Here is a 24,622-nt window from a genome sequence, read left to right as displayed (position 1 = left end):
CCCGGCCATCGGGTCGGCCTTGCCGTCAGAAGAAGATGTCGAGCGTCAGGCGCATTGCTTCTTCCGTCAGCACTGCGGCGGACGACAGGCCGGCCGTCGCGATCAGCGCGCCAGGATGCGCCAACCCGACCACCACGGAACGCAACCCCGGCCGGTTCGCGAGGAACGCATCCGGAACCCGCGACCGCTCAGGAGAGGGGTGTTCCCGCCAGCCCCGCAGCTTCGCCAGGAACCACGCGCACCGCAAGAGGAAAGCCAGCCAGATGGCCAGCACCACGGGGAGCATGAGGCCGGCGAACAGCTGAACCCCGGAGAAGGTGATCTCGTCCTCACGGTTCTCCGCGATGAGCTGCAGCATCGAGGAGAGGCTCGCGCTCATCACGACCGAGACGGTCCAGGCAACAAAACCGACGATGAGCGTCACGAAGCGCACGAAGAAGTGACCGAAGACCGAATCGTGCGCATCGAGGTGGCTGCGTGGGGTGTGCAGCAGGAGGGCGACGGTGGTGGTGAGCGCTGGCAACGACCCCACAACCATGACGGCCACCCACACCGCCATCGGCCAGTCGGCGAGCCAGCCAACGACGGTCAGCGTCCCGAAGACAACAAACCAAGCCCAATTCCAGAGCAGCGGATGCGCGACCAGCGTGGCAGGGAGCCGCCGGTCGAGGGTGTCGAGCAGTCGGCTGCGAGCGGCGGGGAACCGCGGGCTATTCATGCGCCCATCGTATTCGCCTCGGCGCACGCCACCAGAAGCCCGAATGCCTGTTTTCGGACGCGGCCATCTTCGTGCGTTCCTTCCACCGCGAGAAGGTGACCGGCAGCGTCTCGACGGCTGTCGTGCACTGACCGGGCGGGCGGAGCGTGTTCTCCACCCGCCCCGCTTGTCCGTTTCCGCAGACTTGCGGCCCAAAGCATCCACAGGGAAGTTCTGCCCCCGCACAGACCGCACCTGTCGGGTTAGCGTGAAAGCTCACGAGGTCGGCTCACGACGGGGGTCAGTCGCCGACCGGAACGAAGCGGGGGAATCTACTTCTTCGCTTCGGAAGCAAGGGGGAACAGACATGTCAGCTGACGAAAACGAGAAGCGGCCTGAAACGTGGGCCGATCGTCGCCGAGTTCTCGGCGCAGCAGCCTGGGTCGCACCGATCATCGCGGTATCCATCGCGGCGCCGGCGCAGGCCGCGTCCAACGAGGCACCCGGCTGATCCGTTCACGAACAGGGACGGGAGCGCGCCGCAGTGAATTCGTGCCGCTCCCGTAGCCTGTGCTGGTGAAGGAACACAGACGAGGGCCAGCGCGACGCGCGATCACGATCGCATGCATCGCGCTGGCCCTCGTTGTCGCCGTCGTGGTGGCCGGACTCCCGCTGTTCGTCTTTCCATCAACAGACGAACCGCGAGAAGTCGACGCCATCATCGTGCTCGGGCCCCCACGCGAGGCGCGCATCCAGGCCGCTCAGCAGCTGGTCGCCGACGGCTACAGCGACACGATCGTCATCGCGGTCGACGACTACGGCATCGACTCGGCCATCAACATCGGAGCCTGCGCGCCGGATGCGACGACAGGGCCGGACAGCTCAGTCACGCGCTGCCTCATCCCCGAACCCTTCACCACAGCAGGCGAGGCGCTCATGGTGAAACGACTCGCGGCAGCCGAAGGGTGGGAGAGCGTCATGATCGTGACAAACGTCACCCACATCTCCCGCGCACGCATGATCTTCACCGACTGCCTCGGCGGGGGAGTACTCGCCACCGACGACGGCGCGGGCATCGAAGACTCCAACTGGGCGTGGATGTACGCCTACCAGTCGGCAGCGTTCGTCAAAGCACTCGTCGCGCCGACCTGCTGACCCCCAAGCACTGGTCAGTTCTGTCGACGCCCGCCACGCCCACCCGTGATGTCGGCGGTACTCGCTACGGTAGTTGCATGACGAGTCGTCGCAATGAGGGGGCAGCATGACCGCGCTAGACCACACCACCGTGCAATGGCGCAGGGTGTCGCCCAAGTACATCTGGTCGGAACTGATCTCCGCCTTCTTCTGGGGCCTGGTCGCGCTCGCGGGCGTCATCGCCATCCTCGTGATTCCCGAAGTGCCCAAATGGGTTGTCGTGTTCCCCGGCGTCGGGCTCCTCGCGATCCTCATCTCCATCCCGTTCGAATGGCGACGCGTGCGCGCCATCGGCTACCAGCTACGTCAGGACGACCTCGTCTTCCGCCGCGGCCTCTTCTGGAGCCGCATGGTCGCAATCCCGTACGGTCGCCTGCAGCTCGTCGACATCCAGCGCGGTCCGCTCACGCGAATCTTCGGGCTCTCCTCACTCAAGGTGGTGACCGCGGCCGCCGTCACCAACGTGACGATCCCCGGCCTCGGCTGGCAGGACGCGGAAAAGCTCCGAGACGACCTCGTCGCACTCGCTGAGACTCGCCGAGCTGGGCTCTGATGAGCGCGCCAACCCCTCCAGGGAACTGGAACCAACAGCCAGGAACGCCCCCGCCAGCACCACAGGCGCCCTTCGGGGCACCGATTGGCGGCCCGCCTCCCGGACCCGCGCTCGGTCAGGGCTCCGACCTCATCGACGGCGAGTGGCACAGGCTCCACCCGCTCACGCCGCTCCTTCGCGTCGGCGTGTTCGTCATCGCCATCGGCGCGTTCCTCATCAACCAGTCCTGGCAGACCATCACGAGCTTCCTCTTCCCGCAGCTCGACGAGTACAACTACAACGAGTACGACCCGACCTCGATGGTCTTCCAGAACCAGACCTGGCTGCTCTGGGCCGCCATCGGCACCCTGCTCGTCATCATCCTGATCGGCCTCTTCAGCTACCTCTCCTGGCGCTTCGCGCAGTTCAGAGTCAGCGACACCACCATCGAGCTGCAGAGCGGAGTGCTCTTCCGCAAGAGCCGCCAGGCGCGGCTCGACCGCGTGCAGGACATCAACATTCAACGCCCGCTCATCGCCCGCATCGTCGGTGCCTCGAAGATCGAGATCGGCGTCGCCGGCGAGAACGCGAACATCCAACTCATCTACGTGCGCACCCGCGACGCCGACGGCATCCGTGCCGGCATCCTGCAGCGCGCATCCGGAGCCAAGCGCAACGAGCGCCAGGCGCAGGCTCACACGCCCGCCGGGCAGGGGCAGGGGCAGGGGCAGGGCTTGGCCTCGGCCGACGGCGTCGGCCAGTTCGCCGACGCCCGCTCGAGCGGTGGTACACCGGTCGAGCAGAAGCCGCCGACCGCCGAGCAGCTCCGCACGCGGGCATCCGAGTTCTTCGCCCAGCGGGTGGAAGAGCTCACGAGCCCGGAACTCGCGCCCGGGGAGGCAGCGCCGCAGTCGGTTGTTCGCCTCCCACCGTGGCGCCTCGTCGTCGCCAACCTCGTCAACCCGTGGCTCATCGTGATCATCGTCGCGCTCGTCGCCGGACTCATCGTGACCTTCACGTTCGGTTTCTGGTGGCTGCTCTTCTCGATCTTGCCCCTCGGCGCCGTGTTCTTCGCCGTCACCGTCGGCCAGATCCTGCCCTCGCTCAACTACAGCATCGCGGCCACACCAGACGGCGTCCGCGTCGGCCGAGGCCTCCTCACCACGAGCAACGACACGGTCCCACCCGGCCGTATCCACGCCGTGCAGGTCTCGCAGCCGCTCTTCTGGCGTCCCTTCGACTGGTGGATGGTCCGCATCACCCGCGCCGGCACCGAGCAGGTGTCATCCGACGGCTCGCAGAACCAGGCCGCGCTCACCCGCAACCTCGTCCTCCCCGTCGGTACGCGCGCCGAGACCGAGCGTGTGCTCGCGCTCCTTCTGCCGATGCTCGTCGACGACGAAGTACGTCGCCTCATCGAACTCGGCATGTACAGCAAGGGCAACGACGACTACTTCGTCACCGCGCCCAAGCGAGCCGCCTGGATGCGCCCCTTCTCCTGGAAGCGTCACGGCTTCCGCCTCGACAACCGGGCGCTCTACCTGCGCTTCGGCGCCTGGTCGCGCAAACTCACGATCATCCCGGCCGAGCGGATGCAGTCCATCGGCCTCGACCGCGGACCAATCGGCTACTTCGCCAACGTCGTCAACCTCCACGCCCACACCGTGCTCGGAATCGGTGTGACAACGCGCATCGGCATGGTCGACGGCAACATCGGCATCCGCCTCTTCGACGACGTGTCCGCCGTCGCCATCCGTGCGGCGAGTCTCGACTCGTCCCACCGCTGGCGCGAAGCCGCGACGCTCAGTGCCATCGCAACCGCACGGATGCGCGTCGCCGACGCCCAGTCACGTGGCATCCCCGTCGACAGCCAGACGATCGCCGTCCTGCAGGCAGAACGCGAGTACCAGCACGCGCTCGCCCAGAGCGGGGTGCAAGCAACGTCGACGCCACCCGTCGCCCAACCGCACGCCACGCAGCAGGCAACGTCCGAGCCGGACCTGTCGCGGATCCCCGCCCAATTCGGGTCGGCGCCAGGAGCTCCGGCAGCAGCCGGTGCGCCAGTAGCTTCTGCGCCAGCAGCTGTCGCTGAAACCACCACGAGCGCACCAGCTCCTACCGCTCCGAGCACCCCGGCGTGGTCGACGGCGCCGTCCTCTGTCTCTGCTCCGGTCCCGCCTGCGCGGGACGGTGCCGCCTCGTCGTCACCCATCGGGCCAGTGCCGGGAGCGCCCGCAACTGGCGCCTGGGCGCCAGTCTCCTGGGAACCAGTCGCCGCACCACCGGCCACACCAGACTCGGCGATCGACACCACGCCGACGCCGATCCAGGCTCCGGCCACAATCGGGCCCGCCCCGGTGCAGGCCGCCCCGGCAGTCCAGGGCCCGCCGCCGGTCGTTGAAACGCCGCCGGCTCCGTCTGCTGCGCCGGCTCCGTCTGCTGCGCCGGCTCCGTCTGCTGCGCCGGCTCCGTCTGCTGCACCAGCATCGCCCGCTGCGCCAGCTCCGGTCACTCCTGCCGCAGACGGAGCTCCGCAACCGCTCACTCGGCGTCAGCTCCGCGAACAGCGCCAGAATGGCATCCTGCCGCCAGCCACCGCCGATCTGCCGCGCGAGCAGCAGCTGCCAGAGGGTGACGCATGAGCGGCCGCGAAGGACGCCTTGGGATCGGACTCGTGGGTGACTCGCCCACGGGACTGATCGTCGCGACCGCCCTCGCCGGGGCCGGCCACGCCCTGGTGGGCGTCGCAACCGACTCTGACGAAGCCACCGAGCGTGCATCCGCGATGCTCCCCGGCGCGCCCCAGCTCACGCAGCGCCAGGCGATCGAGCGCAGCGAACTCGTGATCCTCGCCTACGAGGACCACGAGATCGAAGCGCGCGTGCTCGAGCTCTCCGAAACCAAGGCGTGGGTGGCCGGGCAACTCGTCCTGCACACCATCGCCGGCCGGGGTACCGCAGTCCTGGGCACAGCCCTCGACCGGGGCGTGATCCCGCTCGCCGTGCATCCCGCGATCGAGATCACCGGCACAAGCCTCGACCTGCACCGGCTCAAGGAAGCCTGGTGCGCGGTGACCGCACCACGCCCGGTGCTCCCCATCGCGCAGGCCCTCGTCGTCGAACTCGGCGCAGAACCCGTCGTCATCGCCGAACAGGACAGGCCGACCTACGCAGAAGCCCTGAACACAGCAACCGAATTCACTCGCTCCATCGTCAAACAGGCGACCGAGCTGCTCACCGGAATCGGCGTCGAAAACCCGGGCTTCATGCTCTCCAGCCTCGTCCGCTCCGCCGCCGACAACGCCCTCGCCGACGCCAACCCGCAGCGGCTCGACCCGCTCGACGGTACGCTTCCTGAGGCGGACCCGCGCTCGTAGCGGCAGCCGCAGGTTCCAAGGAGGGGTCTTGCCACACGTTCTGACCACGATCGCCGAAGCAAAAGAAGTGCTCCGTGAGGTCGGCAAAACCGACACGATCGCGCTAGTGCCCACGATGGGCGCCCTCCACGACGGACACCTCTCGCTCGTCGACATCGCCAAGCGAAACGCCACCAAGACCGTCGTCTCCGTGTTCGTGAACCCCATGCAGTTCGCGCCTGGGGAAGACTTCGAACGCTACCCGCGCACCTTCGACGACGACCTCGCGAAACTCGACGCAGCCGGAGTCGACTACGTGTTCGCGCCCGCCGTCAGCGACATGTACCCCGAAGGTGTCAAGCAGACGCGCGTCGTCGGCGGCTACGCGGCGGGCCTCCTCGAAGCCGCCCACCGCCTCGCGCACTTCGACGGCGTCCTCACCGTCGTCACCAAGCTCTTCAACATCGTCCGCCCCAACGTCGCAGTCTTCGGCGAGAAAGACGCACAGCAGCTGTTCCTCGTGCGTCGACTCGTGCGCGACCTCAACCTCGACATCAACGTCATCGGCGCACCGATCATCCGCGAAGACGACGGCCTCGCGCTCTCCAGCCGCAACCGCTACCTCTCCACCGAGGAACGCGCCGCCGCGCTCAGCCTCGTGCGCGCCCTCTCCGCAGCCGCATCCAACGGCGACCGCGGAATCCGAGAGATGATCTCCGGCGCCCAGGGTGCGCTCATGGACGAGAAGCTCGTCAAGATGGACTACGTCTCCATCGTCGACCCCGAGACCTTCGCGCTGGTCAACGAGGCGTACCGAGGCAAGGCGCTTGTGCTCGTCGCGGCACGAGTCGGCACGACCCGCCTCATCGACAACATGAGCGCCTACGTCGGCGAGTACCGCTAGACGCGACCGTGTGGGCTCAGCTCCCGCTCCAAGAAGGAGCACACCGAGTCACAACGACCCGCTCTCTCCAGTTCGCGCACGTCGCCGTCCAGCAGCTCACGCTCGGCGAAGGCCGAGCCGTCGTGCAGCGAATGCACGAGCGACCGCTCACCTCCCGCCTCACCGTGGTTCTCGACGGTGGGCCAGTCACCATCACGAACCAAGAACAGCGCGAATTGCAGGTCGAGGCGGGGGCCGGGTTCCTGCACCTCGAGGAGACGAAGCTCGAGATCAACGTCACGACACCGACGACAGTGCTCTCCCTCATCGGCTCCGCCGGCGAAGGCAACCGCGACGAAAGCGACGTTGCGATCAACGGTCTGCTCTCCCTGAGACCCTCACCGCTGATCTCCGGCATCACCGGATTCGGCGTTGCCCTGCTCGCCGACAAGCATCCGGGGACGAGCCTCGACGCCAGAGCGCTCGAGCGCATGGCGCGAGTCATGGTTCGTGAACTGCTTGCCTACTCCGAAGGCGAGATCCGGTTCCCCGAGCGACCATCCACGTACGAGCTTGCCCTTCAGGTGATCCGACGCGATGCGACGCAACCCAACTGCTCAGCAGGGAGCATCGCTAACGAGCTCAACGTCTCGCTCAGGAACCTCGAACGCGAGTTCCAGCAGCGCGGGCAGACGGTGCGTCGCGCGGTCCGGGATGCTCGGGTCCTGCACGCCCTAGACCTGTTGCGGGACCCTTCACGTGCCGGTCTCACCATCTCCCAGATCGCCGCTCTCACGGGTTTCAGCGGTGGGTCCGCCCTCGCCCGCGCCATGTCGGCGGTTGGGCATGCCAGCCCCAGGAGCTATCGCCCCTAACTCGAATGCGTTCCGTCCTCCCGGAAATATCCGGGGCGGTGGGTCAATTTTGTACTGGTCCAATTCGCTCCTTGAAGCGACAGTTCCCATACTTGAAACGTCACAATTTCCTTGAAGACGCGGGGACTGCCGACCTCGATGCCAGGCTCTCCTAGGCAGCGCTGCCACCCGCACGCGCCATACCCCCGTTCCCCCGGCGCGCGAGACGCGCACGTTCCCTGAGGGCCGCACGTCGCGCGCCCAGCCACGTCAGGACAGTTCCAGCATGACTCTCGACGCCACCCCAGCCGTCCGCTCCACCCCCGCACGCCGCACGCTCTTGACAACCGCCGCCTGGAGCATCCCCGTGATCGCCGCCGCCGTCGCCACCCCGGCGCGTGCCGCATCCACCGCCGTCACCGTCGACTGCGAAGTCGCCAACGGCAGCTGGACGGTTCCGGGAGGAAACCTCTACGCCGACGGTTCGCAGGGCATCCCGGCTGGCAACGGCGGCAACTACACCACCGGTTGGACGCCGACCAAGCCAGGCATCTGGAACGGCAGCTCCACCGTTCAGGACTCGGGCCACGCGACCACCGACTGGTGGAACGGCTCCTCACGACCGGGCGGCTCGTCGCCGGTCGGCTTCATGTCGATGGACGACCGAGACAACCGCGCCGAGGCGAGCGACGAGCCGTTGCAGGTCGTGACCACGTTTGTCCTGCAGGGCATCTCGGGCTTTACCTACGAACTCGACCTCCCCGTCTACGTCGGAGCTCCGTACCTCGGCCAGCAGTACCTCACCATCGACGCCGCTGGCCCGGGCGTCTCGGAGACCATCGCACAGGGTGCCGCAGGCACCGCATCCATTACCGCGGTCCCCGCCGCCTACGCTGGCTACCCAGCCCTGAGCAGCGTGCAGGTGTTCAAGGCGAGCCTGACGCCCACGTCCACCGGGCCGATCACCCTCACGTACACGTTCGTCATGCCCAAGGTCACCGGCGGTGCCCGCCAGAACGCCGACATCTGGGTCCAGACCCCGCAGGTCGCGAACTGCCCGACCAGCACGTCGTAGTCCAACCAGGGGTCGTGGCGTTGCTACGCTGAACGTTCCACGACCCCTGGGGGAACACACGCATGAGCTTTCGCATCCTGACGGTCTGCACGGGCAACATCTGCCGGTCACCCCTCGCCGAGCAACTCCTGCGCGACGGCCTCAAGGGCCTCCCGGGCGTGACCGTCGAAAGCGGCGGCACGGGTGCCCTCGTCGGGAGCGGCATGCCGCAGCCCGCGCTGGCCCTCGCCGCCCAGTACGGGGTGACGGATGCGGAAGCCCACATCTCCAGACAGCTCACCGAGGACATCGCTCGCGGTGCCGGCCTTGTTCTGGCCCTGTCGCGTGATCACCGCCAGCGCATCGTCGAACTCGCGCCCTCAGTCGTACGCCGCACCTTCACCCTGCGCGAGTTCGCGCACATCGCCAGCCAGGTCACGGCTGAAGACCTCGAGGAGTCTTATGAGGCCCCGGGTGCGGCATCCGGTTCTCGTCGCTCGCGCCGCGAATCGCTTGACGGTGGAGCCGACGCACCCGCGTCGGGAGCATCCGAACAGGACATCGTCGCCGCGGCACTCGCCGCCGCCGTCAGCGCGGCGGCCCCACTTCGAGGCGTTATCGCCCCGCTCGAGAACGCCAGCGACTACGACGTCGTCGACCCGTTCCGACGCTCAGAAGAGACCTACCAGCGCTCTGGCCGCGAGCTCGTGCCCGCCGCCGAGACGATCGTCGCCTACCTCGAAGGGGTCGTCGACTGGGCGAAGGCGCGCAGCGCGTGACGAACATCAGCCCACGACGCTCATGACGGGGCTGCGATCGTCCTGACGATCTGGCACTCGTCCAACTGAACTGACCGCAACGCGCACTCTGCGCGGTGCGGTTTTTTCGCGCGCGCGCGGCGTTCTGCGTTGTCCTGCGCTGTTCTGCGCGGTGTCCTCGAGCCAGATGTTCGGGGTCTGACGAAACGTTTGGCGACATGAAGCGACTGTTTCGCGACGAATCGCGCATTCCGGCCAACCAAATGGTCACTTAACTGCTATTTCCTGCATATCGGACTCTATGGTTAACGCCGAAACTGGTCTTGAAGAGTTTCGAACCGCTCCATTCTTTCGTTCTGCGCTCGCATCACCCCCCGTGAAGGACCCATGACGTCATCACCTCACACACCAACCCCGCTTTCCGGCGAGCACCGAAACCTGCATCGACGAGAACTCCTCCGCGGCGGGCTGTGGGCGGCACCCACTATCGCGCTCGCCGTCGCCGCCCCCGCAGCTGCCGCATCGGGCATGAAAACCACAACCCGCTTCAACACGCCCCCGCAGATGTTCATTCAAGGCTCAACCTGGAACCCGGCGATCAACGCAAACGTTGCCCAGGGATACCGCTTCGAGACGAAGTTCGAGAACATCTACCAGCTCAACGCGGTGACCATCATCACCACCGACATCGTCATTTCCTACCCGGCCGCCTATATCGCAGACGTTCCACTCACGAGCCTCAGCAGCGGGCTCACCGAACTCAGCAGAGTCGTCTCAGGCGGGACCATCACGTTCACGATCCGCCTCACGGAGTCCATAGGGAACTCAGCCTCGTCATCGAACCTCACCTGGATTGCCACGGCAAAGCCCGGCGTCCCCACGGCGCAAGCCGTGAACTTCACAGCCTCCGTCACCTCACCGCAAGCGTCGACCGTGCTCACTCACTCCGGAGCGAACCCAACCTGGTGACGCGGCGGACGCGCGGAAGCGCACATCGAATCCCAGAGGGGTAGTCCGTAGGGCGCCGCCAGTTCGCGCGCGGGCGCGATGTGCCTCAAACTGGGGGAGTGCGATTCTGCGCGGCCTTCGTCGTGCCCAGGATGCGCATCCACGCCCGAACGCACGACACGCAAGGAGCCCGAATGGCCGACGCGCCCATCCAAGATGCACTCTCCGAGGCGGAAGCCTCCGAGCAGAAGCAGGTGCGTCTCGACAAGCGTGCGCGGATGCTCGAGTCGGGTATCGCGCCCTACCCACTGACGCTCCCCATTACGCACACGATCTCCGAAGTGCGTGCCGCGCACGTCGAGCTCGAAGACGGCGCCTCGACCGGTGAGCGCGCCGGCGTCGCAGGCCGCATCGTGCACCTCCGCAACACCGGCAAGCTCTGCTTCGCGAGCTTGCAGGCCGGCGACGGTGCGCGCATCCAGATCATGCTCTCGCTCGCCGTTGTCGGCCAAGAGCAGCTTGACCTGTGGAAGGAGTTCGTCGACCTCGGCGACCACGTCTTCGCCGCCGGCGAGATCATCTCCTCGCGCCGCGGTGAGCTGAGCATCATGGCCGACGAATGGAAGATGGCCTCCAAAGCTGTCCGTCCGCTGCCGAACCTGCACTCGGAGCTCAGCGAGGAGACGCGCGTTCGTCAGCGGTACCTCGACCTCATCCAGCGCCCCGTCGCCCGCGAGGTTGTGGTGGCACGCGCGAAGACTAACGCGTCGCTGCGCCAGACGTTCGCGAACCACGAGTTCCTCGAGGTCGAGACGCCCATGCTGCAGACGATGCACGGCGGCGCCGCGGCCCGCCCGTTCGTCACGCACTCGAACGCGTTCGACACCGAACTGTTCCTGCGCATCGCGCCAGAGCTGTACCTGAAGCGAGCCGTCGTCGGCGGCCTCGACCGGGTCTTCGAGATCAACCGCAACTTCCGCAACGAGGGCGCAGACTCGACGCACAGTCCCGAGTTCGCGATGCTCGAGGCCTACCAGGCGTACGGCGACTACAACTCGATCGCCGACCTCACGCAGGAGCTCGTGCAGAACGCGGCGCTTGCCGTGTCCGGCTCGCACGTCGTCACCTGGACAGACGGCACCGAGTTCGACCTCGGCGGCGACTGGGACCGCCTGTCGATGTACCCGTCGCTTTCCGAAGCAGCCGGCGTTGAGATCACGCCAGAGACTCCGCTTGCCGAGCTCCTCGCGCTCGCCGAGAAGGTCGAAGTCGAGGTCAGCCACCCCACGCACGGCAAGCTCGTTGAAGAGCTCTGGGAGCACTTCGTGAAGGACGGCCTCACGCGCCCCACGTTCGTCATGGACTTCCCCGTCGAGACGTCCCCGCTCACCGCATCCCACCGCTCCATCCCGGGTGTCGTCGAGAAGTGGGACCTCTACGTTCGCGGCTTCGAGCTCGCCACGGGCTACTCCGAGCTCATCGACCCCGTCGAGCAGCGTGCCCGCTTCGTCGAACAAGCGGCACTCGGCGCCAAGGGTGACGTCGAGGCCATGCGCGTCGACGAGGAGTTCCTCGCCGCACTCGAGCACGCCATGCCACCGTCAGGAGGCATGGGGATGGGCATCGACCGTCTCCTCATGGCCATCACGGGCCTGGGCATCCGCGAGACGGTACTGTTCCCGCTCGTGAAGTAGCGCGCAGCCACACGCAAGAAGCCGCCGCCCGAACCGGGCGGCGGCTTCTTGCGGCTCGCGAAGCGTGTGGGGCGCGCCCGTTACGCCGTTTTCGCGACTGCCGGGGCGCCCACACCGATGTCGTCACCGGTCTGGCTCGCCGAACCGGCAGTGAACCCCCATGCGTACGTGAAGCGAAGACGAGTGCGCACTGGGATGGTCACGGTGAGGGTTCGTGTGAACGTCGTCGTGTTCGTCGCCGTCGTGAAGGTGTCGGTCGCCAAGGTTGTTCCCGGAGCTGCATCGCTGACGACGCGGCCGGTCAAGGTGAGGGTGCGGGTGTTCGTGGTCCAGGCGCGGCCCGTGTACGTGAACGTGTACGTGCCGGGGCCGAAGCAGGCCGTGTTGGAAAGGCTCGTCGTGGATGCAACCGCGAGCGGGTCTGCATCCAGGACGGCCGCATTGCTCACGCTGTTGGGGCCCTGCCCCTGGTAGCTCGCGGAGTAGCCGACGTTGGGGGCGTTGGCCGGGGAGCGTGCGAGGGTCCAGTTGGTGATGTTGCCGTTGAAGCGCCACGCGGTGGTGATCTGTGCTGCTGCCTGCGGAGTGCACTCTGTCGAGGCGGCGCGGGCGGGTGCCGCCACAGCGATGGCGACGACTGGTGCTGCCCACGCAGCTCCCGCAACCAGGTGGCGGCGGGAGAGACGAGGCTCGGACGAGGGGGACGTGCGTTCCAGCAAAGGGTTCCTCTTCTGTGGTCGGTTCGTGGGTGGGGCGCCTCACGAATCTCAGAACGAGCCTAGCCTTTGGCTATGTCTCCGCATAATATGCTCCCTCGGGCGTCAATGCGGCGGGGCCAGCGTCATCGGATCGAGTCAACTCTCGGAACTTGCGTGCTTCTCCCCATCGACGCGGTACTCGATTTCGGCGACGACCTTCCGGAGTGCGTAGATCGTGACTGATCGGCGTTGAGCGGCCGGGTCCCATCCCGTGTGGTGCTCGAACTCGAGTTGCTGCAGATCTTCGAGAGCGGTGGATGCGGCGCCGAGTCTCGGGGACAGCTCGTCGTAGGACTCATCCCACGCTTGGAGGAGCTGCGCGATCTGCTCGCCGGCCGCAGCGAGAGCGCGGCGCGACTCCGTTCGCGCCTCGCTCCACGAGCTCTCGAGGAACGGTTCCTGCAGCTCCTCGGTATGCCGGACGATGCGGCTGATGCTGTCGAGCTCGCCCTGCGCCGAATTGGTGTCGAACTTCGACCGAAGGCGCCGCGCGTTGCCTCGCAAATTGTCTTGCGCCTCGCCGACGAGCGTCTTGGTGTCGGCGAGGTGAGCCTCGAGGCGACGAAGCGAGGCCCGCCACTCATCGAGTGCATCCCGAGGGTGCTCTTCGCCGGGCAGCTCGGTAGCGCGTTTGATAGCGTCAGCGGCCGATTTCTTGACCGTGCTGAGGGCCTCCAACGCGTGCTTGGTCCCGGTCGAGGGCGGGACCAGCAGGTTCAGCCCGACGCCGATGGCCGCCCCGACAGCCATCTGGACGACGTAGCCGATGGAGAAGCCATCCGGGTTCGCACCGCCGACGACGAACACGAACAGCGCCGCGATCGGGATGTAGTCGCGCCCTGCCCCGAAGGCGGGGATGCCCGCCAGCAGCGTTCCGACTCCGACCGCCACGGGAACAGCGAGCGCCACTGGGATTCCGATGGTGACAAGCGCACCGGATGCGAGTACGCCGAGGAGAACACCAACCACGACCTGCACACTCGACCGCACGGATCCGGCCACGGTCGGCACACTGGCGACCAACGCACCGAGGGGCGCGTAGTAGGCGTACGCATTCGCCTCGCCGGGGACGAGGTGTCCGGCGTACCAGGCAAGCGTCGCTGCGGCAGCCGTCTTGGCGACGTGCAGCAGGCGGGGAGGCGTGACGGCGGGGACGAGTGCGCTCGCGATTCTATGCATCCATCTCAGGATGATGCCTCGTGCTCACCTTGTGCTGGGACTTGACAGCCGGTCGTCCGTGATGAGGAGGGATGCAACGCGGATCTTCCCGATCACTCCCGGATCTGTCCTCAGGAGACGCCAAGACGGCCAGGGGCCGGAAGCACGTGCATCCGACCCCCGTCCGCTCGTTGGAGCTGGTCAGCAGACGGTGCCCTCGATGACGTAGCCGCCCCCGTAGTAGCTACCGGCGGTGGGGTGGTAGCCCCACACGTTGAGGTCGATGACATTGTCGCTCGGAACCAGCTTCGGGTTGCCGCGGGTTCCGTTGTCGAGGTTGCCGCCCCACGCGTACACGCTGCCGTCGGAGGCGAGGGCGAGGTAGGTGCCGTCGGACGCGAAGACCTTCGTGATGGCCTTGCCAGTGGCGTCCCCGGTCTTGGCCTCAGCCCTGAACGCGTAGTCGACGCTGATGCCCGGGATGCGCGTCGAAGCGTGGAACTGCATCATCGTTCCCGTCGATGTGATGTACAGGCCGCCGACGTAGTTGCGGATCGCCCATGAGGCGAACGCGGCGACGTTTCGGGCGCGCCTCGTCCACGCAGTCCCACCCGAGGAGAAGCCCAACGCGGCGCCGCTTGTCCACAGGTCGCCGCTCGCGGTGCGCACGATGATGGCACCGGAGTTCGCCTCGACCTGCGCGATGCCGGCTGGCGCCCCCGCGACAGTGGAAAGTGTGTGCCCGTTGTTCCACTGACGGATGGTGCCGTTCGCGAAGAGAACCGCCCCGCCGTGCACGAAGCTGGTTTCGCGTACGCCGAAAGTGCTGATGGCCGAGGCACCAGCGGTGCCCGGGATGAGTGTGGCGTCGACGGTCGTGCCGCTGGTCGCGTTGCCCCAGTAGTAGAGGCCCGTGGACGTGAGGGCGTAGCTGAAGCCGTCGTTCGACTCGGCAGCGACGAGGGTGCCGGTGATCCCGTTGACCTTCACGACAATCGGCGACCCCGTGCCTGTCCCTGTCCGGTACCACTGGTAGACCTCGCCGCCGGTGCTGCCAGCTGCGACGCCGCCGGTCGAGTTGTTGTTCACCTGAAGTGAGGTCCAGGCGTCCACGAACTTCATGTTCGCGACGTTGGCACCGCCGTGCTGCAGCGTGCCGGGGGCGCTCTGCGTCGATCCGACGTTGAGACCCCAGTAGCGGACAAGCCCACCTGCGACGAGCACGGCAGCGTTCGAACCGGCGCTGCCATTTGCTTGGTCGCCTGAGATCGCTCCGACTGTCGCCGTCGTGAGTCCGGGCACTGTCGACCAGTTGATCGTCGGAGCGTTGCTGGAGGTGGTTCCGACGGTGCGCGTGATCTGCACCACCTGGCCGGGTGAGGCAGTGATATTCCCGAAGGCGTACGCGACGACGCCCTGGTAGGTGGCGGTGATCGTGTAGGCGCCCGCCGCTCCAGTCGCTGTGAAGGCGGGGACCTGGGCGACGCCACCCTGACCGATGTTGACGGTTGCTGTGCGCCCGCCAGTCGTGAACTCGAGCCCCACGGGGAGCTGGATGGCGACCGTTCCAGTCGTCGGTGCAGGCTTCTCGCCGACAGTGGCCTCGAAACGGACGGCGCCGGCGTCGATGATGCCGCAGCGCGTTGCACCGAAACCGGTGAGCCCCACGATGAGGGGCTCGTTGGACGCGGCGGCGAGCGGCGCGCTGGCGACCGCGGCGAGGACGGGCGTGGTCCAGGCGGCGGTGGCGATGACCGTGCGGCGCGAGAGGTGGTTTTTGGGATTGGATGCTGCGTTCGTCACGGGGCTCCTGGGGTGGATGGTGTCCAAAGCGGGTGCGCGCGACGGCGGGTCCGCATGCCTCTGCGCTAGGAAGAGAGCTTCTGAAGGTGAGGGCGGACGCAACGACCGTGCGAGAACTGGCGCCCAGGGAAGGGGCACCTACCACTTGGTTGGGTGTGGCTCCAGACTGCCAGAAGTGAACGCCGTCCACAATTTTCAGACGGACTAAATCAGTGGCCTACACGACGCAGGTACGACGAAGAGGCGGGGTGGATGCACGTGCATCCGCCCCGCCTCTTCGTGCAGTCTCGAGCTCCGGCTACCGCTCCGGACGCTCGCCGTCAGTCTCCGCCGCATCAGAACCGACAACCGGGACCTGGTTCGTCTGCGGACCGGCAACAGGAACGTTCATGACGTTCGTCTTGCGCAGCCAGGGGAACATCTTCCCGGGCACCCGCTCGACGGGCTCGTCGACCTCGAGACCGTAGAAGTCGCCGATGTGATCGACGAATGCCGCGCGCCGGGCGCGCTCGTATGCCCGCTTCTCGCGACCGAACGCGACCGCCGTCGCCCAGCAGGTGAGCAGAAGCACGATCGAGAACGGCAGCGCGATGCTGATCGCCGCCGTCTGCAAGGCGTTGAGACCGCCCGCAAGGAGCAGCGCAGTCGCGAGGATCGATGTGATGACGGCGAAGAACGCGCGTACCCAGTTCTTCGGCTCCGCCTGCCCACCGGATGCGAGCATGCCCATCACAAGCGCACCGGAGTCCGCGGACGTGATGAAGAAGATCGCGATCAGGATGATCGCACCGATCGTGAGCACCGCACCGCCGGGGAGCTGCGCGAGCATCTGGAACAGCGCCCCTTCGACATCGACAGAACCATCAGATTGCACGAAGTCGGTGACTCCATTCAACTGCATCCACAGGGCTGTGCCACCGAGAACCGCGAACCAGAGGAACGTCACAAGCGTCGGCACGAGCATGACGCCCGTCACAAACTCGCGGACTGTGCGGCCACGAGAGATACGGGCGATGAAGACGCCGACGAACGGCGCCCACGACATCCACCAGCCCCAGTAGAAAGTGCTCCACGACGACTGCCAGTCGATGCCGTCTTCGCCAGCGAACGCGCTGGTCGAGAACGTGAGGCTGACGAAGTTTTGCAGGTAATTGCCGAGCGACTGCACGAAGTCGCGCAGGAGGAACTGGCTCGGGCCAACAATGAGAATGAAGAGCAGGAGGCCGGCCGCCAGGATGAGGTTGGTGTTCGAAAGCCACTTCATGCCCTTGCCGACGCCCGACAGCACTGAGAACAGTACGAACCCTGTGATGACCACGATGATGCCGATGGATGCGGTGGTCGAGGGCTCGAGAATCCCCGCGGCCTGCAGACCGGAGCCGATCTGCAGCACCCCGAGGCCGAGGGAGGTGGCCACGCCGAACACCGTTCCGACGAGCGCGACGATGTCGATGAGGTTGCCCCAGCCGCCACGAACTCGACGGCCGAGCAGTGGCTCGAGCGCCCAGCGCACGCTGACAGGGCGGCCGCGGCGGTGGATGGCGTACGCCAGTGCAAGGCCGAGCACGATGTAGATCGACCAGGCGTGCACTCCCCAGTGGAGGTACGTCTGCGACAGCGCCTGCTGTGCGAGCTGATTGTCCGTGCCGGTGACGCCCGGCTTCGGGTCGATGAAGTGGCTGAGCGGCTCGCTCACGCCGTAGAAAACGAGCCCGATGCCCATCCCGGCGGCGAAGAGCAACGAAAGCCAGCTGAGATTCGAGAACTCTGGTCGGTCGTCGTCCTTGCCGAGCTTGATGTCGCCGTACTTGCCGAAGCCCATCCAGAGGCTGAAGACAACGAAGAACGCGGCGATCAGAACGTAGTACCAGCTGAAGTTGCGGACAATCCAGGACTGGACCGCGCTGAAGGCGGTGTCGGCGGCGCTTGGCGCGAGAATCGAGAATCCGGCAAAGGCGAGAATGATGATCGCGGCCGGCCAGAATACCCAGCGCTTGATCGCGGGCGGCGTCTGCTTCGCGGGGGTGGATTCAGCTGTTTGGCCAGGGGAATCGGGTCTGAGGGAGCTGGAAGTCACTGAGCCAATGGTACGCGAGAGCCGAATAATCGCTAGTTGGCCTAGCAATCTCGCGGATGTGAGCGGCTTGGGTCAGCCTTCGTCGCCGCTGCGCACGAGCTCGTGCACTCCAGAAATAATCTCGTCGGGGCGGAACGGATAGCGCTCGATCTCCCGCTGGTCGCTGATGCCCGTGAGCACAAGTACGGTGTGCAGGCCCGCCTCCATACCCGCGACGATGTCGGTGTCCATCCGGTCGCCGATCATGGCCGTGTTGTGCGAGTGTGCGCCGATCTTGTTGAGCGCAGAGCGGAACATCATGGGGTTCGGCTTGCCGACGACATACGGCTCTCGTCCGGTTGCCTTCGTGATGAGCGCCGCGATCGCGCCGGTCGCGGGCAACGGGCCGTCGGCGCTCGGGCCGGTGGCGTCGGGGTTCGTGACGATGAATCGTGCGCCGTTGCCGATGAGGCGAATGGCTTTCGTGATGGCGTCGAACGAGTAGTTGCGGGTCTCCCCGACGACAACGAAGTCCGGGTCGGTCTCGGTCATGATGTAACCGGCCTCGTGGAGGGCCGTGAGAAGCCCCGCCTCGCCGATGACAAAGGCCGAGCCGCCTGGCAGCTGCTGCTTGAGGAAGTCGGCCGTCGCGAGCGCCGAGGTCCAGAGGCGGTCCTCCGGCACGTTGATACCGCCAGCACGCAGGCGTGCCGCGAGGTCTCGGGCCGTGAAGATGGAGTTGTTCGTGAGCACCAGGTAGGGGGTGTCGTCGCGCTGCCACTGCGCGAGCAGTTCGACGGCGCCGGGGAGCGCCGCCTGCTCGTGCACCAGCACGCCGTCCATGTCAGTGAGCCAGCATTCGACGTTCGAGCGATCGACCATGGCCCCAGCCTAGGCGGATGCACCGACACTTCGCCGCTTCAGGAAAGGATGCGCGCAGACTCGCCGGAGGATGGTGGGCATCGCGTAGACTCCCTCCATCATGGACTTCTTCCTCAATGCACTCTGGTCGCTCATCCCGACTGTGATCATCGGGGCCGCGTTCTTCTGGATCCTCACGTCGATCCTCTCCGGCGATCGCCGCGAGCGTGCCATGGCCGACAAGATCGAGCGCGAAGAACGCGCTCGCCTCGGCCTTCCGCAGCTCGACGCGAACAGCTAGCACTCCTCTTCTTCCCCGCTCCAACTCGACCTCCTCGCCGCAGAGGGGGTCACTTCTCGTCGTCTGGACTCGACTCATGTCATTCCTGCTCAACTGGGCATCGCCAAAGCCGCTCGGCACGCCGTTCCGCTTCCTCCTCTCGTCCTCCCTCTTCTCGAACCTCGCGGACGGCATCCTCATCGCGGCCGGGCCCCTGCTCGTGGCAAGCCTCACGCAGGACCCGCTGCTCGTCTCGCTCGCGCTTGTGGTCCAGCAGCTGCCTTGGCTCGTGTTCGGCCTCTTCGCCGGGGTCGTCGCTGACCGGCTCCCGCGCGTTGCGATCATCGTGACGGGTGCGCTCAGTCGTGTGCTGATGCTCGCCGTCATCGGTGCGCTGGTGCTGACCGACACCATCAACCTGCCCATCCTCTACGTCGCCCTGTTTCTCGTGGGGTCTGCTGAGGTCTTCACGGACAACGCGTGGACGTCGATTGTTCCCGACCTCGTGCCGTCGAAGGAACTCGGCATCGGCAACTCTCGCCTGATCGCGAGCCAGACCGTCATGAACCAGCTCGCCGGCCCCGCGATCGGCGGCGCGATCTTCGCCATCGGGCACGCACTGCCGTACGGCGTGACCGTCGTCTCGCTGCTGTTCGCCGTCGTGCTGGTGTCGCGCATCACGTCCCCACCCGTCTCAACCGCGACGACGGGCCCGATCGAGACGGTGCGATCGATCGCGCGCGTTCGCCGAGACATCGCCAAGGGGTTCGCCTGGCTTTGGCAGAACCCTCCAGTGCGCACGCTCGCGATCATCCTCTTCGCCTTCAACATCACGTATGGCATGACCTACGGCGTGCTTGTCCTCTACGCCAAGCAGCGGTTGGGGCTGGACGACGTCGGCTATGGGCTCCTGCTCGCGGTGTCCGCGCTCGGAGGGCTCGTCGGGACGGCGCTCTACGCACGCCTCGAGCGTCGCTTCTCGTACACGAGCCTCATGCGCGCCTGCCTCGCGCTCGAAACAGTGCTGCACCTCGTGCTCGCCGCCACGGCGAACGTCATTGTCGCTGGCATCACGATGTTCGTCTTCGGCATGTACACGGTCATCTGGGCCACACTCGCGAGCACGATCCGCGGTCGGGCCGTGCCGAGCCGGATGCGCGGTCGAGTCTCGAGCGTCTACTTCCTCGGGATGATCGGCGGCATGGCCATGGGGTCGTTCATCGGCGGCCTCATAGGTCAGGGGTTCGGCATCGTCACGACGATCTGGGTGGCGTTCGGCCTGAGCGTCCTCATCCTGGCCCTCGTCTGGCGTTCCCTCGTCAACGTGGGGCGCGCTGGCGAGATCGTTGAAGAATCGGGGTCTGCGGCCGCCAGCTGATGGCCTGCCGACGGCCCGATCGGTTCACATCACGCGGCGCTCGGAGGGGGCACCCAGATTGCTCCGGGGAGCGCGGCGTAACCTGATCGGCATCGTGCTGGATCAAGGACGCGGAGGAGGGTGCTGACATGCCGCGTTCTGCCATGCCCGTCCTCATTGCGGCCGTCATGATGACCATGCTCGCGGGATGCGCATCCGGCCCCTTCCCTTCGGTGCAGTCAGCTCTCGACTCCTTCAACCAGACCCTGCGGTCACTTCCCGGGGTCGAGGCGTCCAGCCTCGACCGGCCACCAGTCGACGGGGCGGTCAAGGTCGACCTCATCGTGACGCTGACGGACGACGTCACGGAGGAGGAGCTCGCCGACATCGGCGACTACACGACAACCTTCCCGACCGTGCAGCTGGGGCAGGGACAGTTCCCGGGCGCGGTTGAGTTGCGCCTCGCCGGTTCCGCGTACTCCTACTTCGACCTGGTCACCCCCGAGGCGCTCCACGCCCAGCTCGAGTACTGGCGGGAGCTGACGACGGTCGGGTTCGAGTCCATCTCCACGCGCACCTACTCCGCGCCGGTCACGGCCGGCATGTTCGAGGCAGCCGACGAGGTCGTCAACGACTCAGGCGCCGGTCTGTCTGCTCAGGAGAACGCGGATGCCGAAGCTCAGCCCCAGACGCAGGCACCTGCGGCTCCTCTGACGGCAGCACCGGCAACTCTGCCTCCCGCAGATTCGGGCGCACCTTCCCTTTCTTCTGCCGCGCGCGGACGACTCGTCGTGATCGAGCTGTCCAGCGACGAGCGCGACGACAAGGAACGCACTGCTCAACTTCTCGAAACCGCTCGCACGATCGAAGACCCGGGTGCCGCGACGGGCGAGTGGGACCTCATGGGCTTGGCCCCGTTCACGACGGGTCAATTCGTGCAGTCTGGAATCCCCTCGTCCGAGCAGATCACCTTCGTGCGGGAGACAAGCGCAGTCTTCGACGGGTCGGAGCAGCTCGCGAGCGTCCACGTCCGGGTTGATGACTCCTTGTCGGGCAGCACGCAGGTGAACGTGACCGCCTTCGACGACACGATGGAGGGCGTCAAGTCGGCCGACGCGGCGAAGATGTTCCGGGAGACCACAGAGTGGCAGGAGCTCCTCGAGCTTGTTCCCGGACTTCAACAGACGAACCGCGACTTCAGCGTCAACTTCGTCGGCAACAACCTCACAGGTCTCGGCGTTTTCGAGCTGAAGTTCGGGGTGCGTGACTGTGAATTCTGGTCGGGGTCTCAGTGGCCCGACCTGGCGCGTGAGCTTGAGATGAACTGGGCTTGGAGTCTGCAGGGCGCGGATGCGTCAATCGCGGCCGCCCAGATCTGCGCGGCGCAGCGCTGACCGGCAGACGCTTGCATCTGCCGCTGAACGTGGCGTTCTCCTCACTGTCGTGGCCATCACAGGGCAAAATCCCGGCAAATGCCCGGTTATCCGGATCTCGTCAAACCGGGATTCTCGGGTTAGAGTCGTGACCATCCATTTGGTAGGTGAAAAGTCATGCTTTTAGAGCTGGGGTGAACAAGGTGAACGCAACGACGCGCGAGCTGCTGGTAAGGGAGCGTCTCCTGCGCTCGCTCGACGACGAGTCAGTCGGAATCACCCTTCTGCAGGCTCCAAGCGGATACGGAAAAACCACCCTCATGCGCATGTGGGTCGACGCCGGTCGCCACACCGGTCGACTGCTCTGGGTCACCTTCGGTACATCCACAACCAGCCGCAACAGCGTCTGGGAGCAGATCGCGCGCGCTGCACTCCGCGAAGGCCTCGTGACGAGCCTGCAGTTCGATGACCTCATGAACCTCATCAACAGCGACGACTTCGAGAAGCGTGACCTCATGGCCGCCATGCGCGGCGAGGTTCCGTTCACGATTGTCCTCGACGGCTACGAGCGCCTCGGCGAGCTTGCCCCGGTCATCGACCAGGACCTCCTCCGCGGTGTCGAGAACGTTCCCGGAATGCGGGTCATCATCGCCGCTCGCGGCCGGACCGCCCTCGACCATCTGAGGCTGCAGCTTCGCGGGCAGGTCAAGGTGATTACGAACATCGACCTCGAGTTCACCCAGGCTGAGGTCACCGAGTTCTTCCGACTGGTCGTGGGCGATGCGCAAGTCGCAACACCGAGAGAGGTCTACGAGGCAACCGGCGGGTACGCGATCGCCGTTCGCGCGGCGGTCCTCGAACTCTCGAGATCGGGCCCCCGCGCCGCCCACTGGCGCGAGAACGCCCTCAACACCACGAACCTCTCGGGCCAGCTGCCCAGCAAAGAGCTCGCGCACTTCGCGCGGATCACGAGCGTCGTGCCCTACTTCGACGCCTCCCTCGCGCGGATGCTCGTACCCCAGCTCGACCCAGACGCGGCAATCAGCGTGCTTGAGGCCGACGGCTTCGGCCGACACATCACCTTCACACGCACCGGTGGGGCATTCCAGTACGTCACCGCCCTGCGTGAGGCGCTCCACGAGGAGCTGCGCACCGAGTCGCCGACCGAGTACAAGCGTGCCGCATCCATCGCCTCTGCCTGGCTGGTGGCCAACGGCGACCCAGAAGGCGCCCTCGAGCTTGCCCTCGAAGTCGACGACTACGAGCTCGCCTCCCGCATCTGCTCCAGGCTTCTCCTCTCGGTGGTCGAGGCCTACACGACCGACCGCTACGAGGTGCGCCTGCAGCACCTCTCGAACGACGTGCTCGTGGCCTACCCGATCCTCGCGTTTGCGCTCGGGCTCGCGCGCCTCGCCAACCCGGTGCTCCGCAACGCGGCGAAGCCGTTGCTGCAGATCGCGGCCGGCATGCGCGTTCCAACCGACCTGCCGACCGAACGCCGCGGTGAGCACCTCTGCTTCAAGGTCTTCGCGCTGCGCACACTCGGCCGCTACCGCGAGTCAGCTGAGCTTGCTAGGGAAGCGCTCGAGGTCACAAAGCAGCAAGGGCCTGCTGGCTCGTCGACGCTCCCGCCGGTCTTCACGCGCGGGGTCGCGCTCTCGCTCTTCCTCGTCGGAGACGTCAAGGGTGCGCACGATGCCGTGGCCGACACCTTCGGCGTGCCGCAATCGCAGAGCTCACGCAACCTGTCCTTCTCTGACGCCGCGGGCTACAAGGCGATCGACGGTGACATGCCAACGTCGGAAGCGGTACTCGCCCAGATCGACGAGGGCTCCTGGAAGACGACAAGCGAGCGTGGGCACCTCGGCACCCTCGGGCACATCGCGAGGTCCTACGTCCTGCTCGAGCGGGGAGAGTGGGCGCAGGCGCGCTCCACGCTCGAGAACGTCGAGCGCCATTCGGTCACGTCGGACCTCTGGCCCTACCTGCAAGAGCCAGTGATGCTCGCCCGGCTCGCGCAGGGTGAGGCGCTCGCGGAGGCGCGACGCGTCGAGGAGATGCTGGATGGTCCGCTCGCGGCGTCTGGCGCGGGGGAGAGCCTCGGCTTGTTCCGAGTAAAGGCCTTCCTTGTTGTGCTTTGGCTCGCGGCGGGGCGACCGGCTCGAGCTCGCAAGTTGCTCGAGGGGTACGCGGCAGACGACCTGCGCACGCTGCCCGCGAGGGCTCTGCTCGCGCTCGTCGATGGCGATACCGACCAATCGATGCGCCTGGTTTCAAGATCGCTCGACTTCGTGACAACTCCGCGGATGCGCACGGCCGTGCACGCGCTCGGAGCCGCCGGAGCACTCCGCTCGGGTGACCGCGAGGTCGCGCTGAGCATGATCGGGCTCGCATCGGGGCTCTCGCGCCAATACGGGCTCATCTCGCCGCTGCTGCTCCTGCCGGACCGAGACAGAAGGGCGCTCGCGGAACTCAGCCGGGAATCGGGTGGTCCCGATGACGTGGCGATGTTCGACTCGCTCGACGTGGTCACAACGATCCGTGAAGTGAGCCTCATGCCGCAGTTCACTGAGCGAGAGCGAGTCGTGGTTCACGCGCTCGCCCGGCACACCTCGCCCGCGCGGATCGCCGAGGAGCTCTTCGTCTCGCCGAACACTGTGAAGACCCAGTTGCGCTCTGCCTACAAGAAGCTTGGCGTGCACTCCCGGCCGGAAGCGCTCCGTCGTGCGGAATCTCTCGGGCTGCTGCGCGATCGAAGTGACGACTAGTCCCCTCGAGCGACTTCGCGCAAGCCACCTCGGGGTGAAGCCCGGGGTGGTTTCTTCGTTGCTGAGCGGTTGGCTAGTCAGTCATTTATTTGTAGCTACAAATTAGGGTGAAGTCCGGGGTGACTTCGGGGTGATGGGCCTGCATCTGGGGTGATATTGACGCGCCCCGGTAAAGCCCAGATGGATGCACCGGAGCTAGGCGCGTCCCCAGCGCGCTAGCGAATGCCCCAACGCGCCCG

The 24,622-nt window shown here is 66.4% G+C and carries 21 protein-coding genes; 15 read left to right on the top strand and 6 right to left on the bottom strand.

Annotated features, from left to right (window positions below; genetic code table 11):
* Positions 1-25: 25 nt before the first annotated feature.
* On the bottom strand, positions 26-718 hold the full coding sequence (locus C5B85_RS12825) for a hypothetical protein (protein ID WP_104286404.1): 693 nt from the start codon (positions 716-718) through the stop codon (positions 26-28).
* 346 nt (positions 719-1,064) lie between these two features.
* Between C5B85_RS12825 and C5B85_RS19225 the strand changes: the two genes are divergently transcribed.
* The 11 genes from C5B85_RS19225 to lysS all read left to right on the top strand — a co-directional run bounded on the left by C5B85_RS19225 (position 1,065) and on the right by lysS (position 11,969).
* Entirely contained in the window at positions 1,065-1,208 is a 144-nt protein-coding gene (locus C5B85_RS19225; RefSeq protein WP_181064423.1) for a hypothetical protein, read from the top strand.
* A 65-nt stretch (positions 1,209-1,273) separates the two neighbouring features.
* The gene (locus C5B85_RS12820; RefSeq protein ID WP_181064422.1) at positions 1,274-1,852 is read left to right on the top strand and encodes a YdcF family protein; all 579 of its coding nucleotides are present in this window, start codon (positions 1,274-1,276) and stop codon (positions 1,850-1,852) included.
* A 106-nt stretch (positions 1,853-1,958) separates the two neighbouring features.
* Complete coding sequence (locus tag C5B85_RS12815) at positions 1,959-2,444, top strand: PH domain-containing protein (RefSeq protein ID WP_068483143.1); 486 nt, start codon at positions 1,959-1,961, stop codon at positions 2,442-2,444.
* Positions 2,444-5,065, top strand: a complete 2,622-nt coding sequence (locus tag C5B85_RS19710) for a PH domain-containing protein (RefSeq protein ID WP_104286402.1) — start codon at positions 2,444-2,446, stop codon at positions 5,063-5,065. Before C5B85_RS12815 ends, C5B85_RS19710 begins: the two co-directional genes overlap by 1 nt.
* Positions 5,062-5,799, top strand: a complete 738-nt coding sequence (locus C5B85_RS12805; RefSeq protein WP_104286401.1) for a DUF2520 domain-containing protein — start codon at positions 5,062-5,064, stop codon at positions 5,797-5,799. The genes C5B85_RS19710 and C5B85_RS12805 overlap by 4 nt, the downstream gene beginning before the upstream one ends.
* Positions 5,800-5,827: 28 nt before the next feature.
* A complete protein-coding gene (gene panC, locus C5B85_RS12800) occupies positions 5,828-6,682 on the top strand; it encodes a pantoate--beta-alanine ligase (RefSeq protein WP_104286400.1) in 855 nt (284 codons plus the stop codon).
* A gap of 8 nt (positions 6,683-6,690) precedes the next feature.
* Positions 6,691-7,536 carry a helix-turn-helix domain-containing protein gene (locus tag C5B85_RS12795; RefSeq protein ID WP_104286399.1) on the top strand — a complete coding sequence of 282 codons (846 nt, stop codon included), beginning with the start codon at positions 6,691-6,693 and terminating at the stop codon, positions 7,534-7,536.
* 265 nt (positions 7,537-7,801) lie between these two features.
* A complete protein-coding gene (locus C5B85_RS12790; protein ID WP_146077955.1) occupies positions 7,802-8,590 on the top strand; it encodes a hypothetical protein in 789 nt (262 codons plus the stop codon).
* Between the two features lie 62 nt (positions 8,591-8,652).
* On the top strand, positions 8,653-9,348 hold the full coding sequence (locus C5B85_RS12785; protein WP_104286397.1) for a low molecular weight phosphatase family protein: 696 nt from the start codon (positions 8,653-8,655) through the stop codon (positions 9,346-9,348).
* Between the two features lie 366 nt (positions 9,349-9,714).
* Complete coding sequence (locus C5B85_RS12780) at positions 9,715-10,296, top strand: hypothetical protein (protein ID WP_104286396.1); 582 nt, start codon at positions 9,715-9,717, stop codon at positions 10,294-10,296.
* A 173-nt stretch (positions 10,297-10,469) separates the two neighbouring features.
* Positions 10,470-11,969 (top strand): lysine--tRNA ligase, encoded by a 1,500-nt coding sequence (gene lysS / locus C5B85_RS12775; protein ID WP_104286395.1) that lies wholly within the window; start codon positions 10,470-10,472, stop codon positions 11,967-11,969.
* A gap of 80 nt (positions 11,970-12,049) precedes the next feature.
* On the opposite strand, the gene C5B85_RS19220 is transcribed toward lysS, so the two are convergent.
* The 5 genes from C5B85_RS19220 to C5B85_RS12750 all read right to left on the bottom strand — a co-directional run bounded on the left by C5B85_RS19220 (position 12,050) and on the right by C5B85_RS12750 (position 18,626).
* On the bottom strand, positions 12,050-12,688 hold the full coding sequence (locus C5B85_RS19220; protein WP_181064421.1) for a hypothetical protein: 639 nt from the start codon (positions 12,686-12,688) through the stop codon (positions 12,050-12,052).
* A gap of 135 nt (positions 12,689-12,823) precedes the next feature.
* Positions 12,824-13,906 (bottom strand): hypothetical protein, encoded by a 1,083-nt coding sequence (locus C5B85_RS12765; protein WP_104286394.1) that lies wholly within the window; start codon positions 13,904-13,906, stop codon positions 12,824-12,826.
* A 180-nt stretch (positions 13,907-14,086) separates the two neighbouring features.
* Positions 14,087-15,688, bottom strand: a complete 1,602-nt coding sequence (locus tag C5B85_RS12760; protein WP_104286393.1) for a hypothetical protein — start codon at positions 15,686-15,688, stop codon at positions 14,087-14,089.
* Between the two features lie 298 nt (positions 15,689-15,986).
* Positions 15,987-17,765 carry a BCCT family transporter gene (locus C5B85_RS12755; RefSeq protein ID WP_104286392.1) on the bottom strand — a complete coding sequence of 593 codons (1,779 nt, stop codon included), beginning with the start codon at positions 17,763-17,765 and terminating at the stop codon, positions 15,987-15,989.
* A 72-nt stretch (positions 17,766-17,837) separates the two neighbouring features.
* Positions 17,838-18,626: an HAD-IIA family hydrolase gene (locus C5B85_RS12750; protein WP_068477198.1), complete on the bottom strand. Its 789-nt coding sequence runs from the start codon at positions 18,624-18,626 to the stop codon at positions 17,838-17,840.
* Between the two features lie 100 nt (positions 18,627-18,726).
* Between C5B85_RS12750 and C5B85_RS12745 the strand changes: the two genes are divergently transcribed.
* The 4 genes from C5B85_RS12745 (at position 18,727) to C5B85_RS12730 (ending at position 24,383) form a co-directional block, all read left to right on the top strand.
* Positions 18,727-18,906, top strand: coding sequence for a hypothetical protein (locus C5B85_RS12745; protein WP_068477200.1), 180 nt, complete (start codon positions 18,727-18,729; stop codon positions 18,904-18,906).
* A 76-nt stretch (positions 18,907-18,982) separates the two neighbouring features.
* Positions 18,983-20,263, top strand: coding sequence for an MFS transporter (locus C5B85_RS12740; protein ID WP_104286391.1), 1,281 nt, complete (start codon positions 18,983-18,985; stop codon positions 20,261-20,263).
* Between the two features lie 128 nt (positions 20,264-20,391).
* On the top strand, positions 20,392-21,636 hold the full coding sequence (locus C5B85_RS12735; RefSeq protein ID WP_104286390.1) for a hypothetical protein: 1,245 nt from the start codon (positions 20,392-20,394) through the stop codon (positions 21,634-21,636).
* A gap of 182 nt (positions 21,637-21,818) precedes the next feature.
* On the top strand, positions 21,819-24,383 hold the full coding sequence (locus C5B85_RS12730) for a LuxR C-terminal-related transcriptional regulator (protein ID WP_146077954.1): 2,565 nt from the start codon (positions 21,819-21,821) through the stop codon (positions 24,381-24,383).
* The last annotated feature ends 239 nt before the right edge of the window (positions 24,384-24,622 follow it).

It is taken from the genome of Pseudoclavibacter sp. AY1F1, assembly GCF_002931075.1.
In the GTDB taxonomy this organism is placed as follows: domain Bacteria; phylum Actinomycetota; class Actinomycetes; order Actinomycetales; family Microbacteriaceae; genus Pseudoclavibacter.
This window is presented reverse-complemented; position numbering and strand designations above follow the sequence as displayed.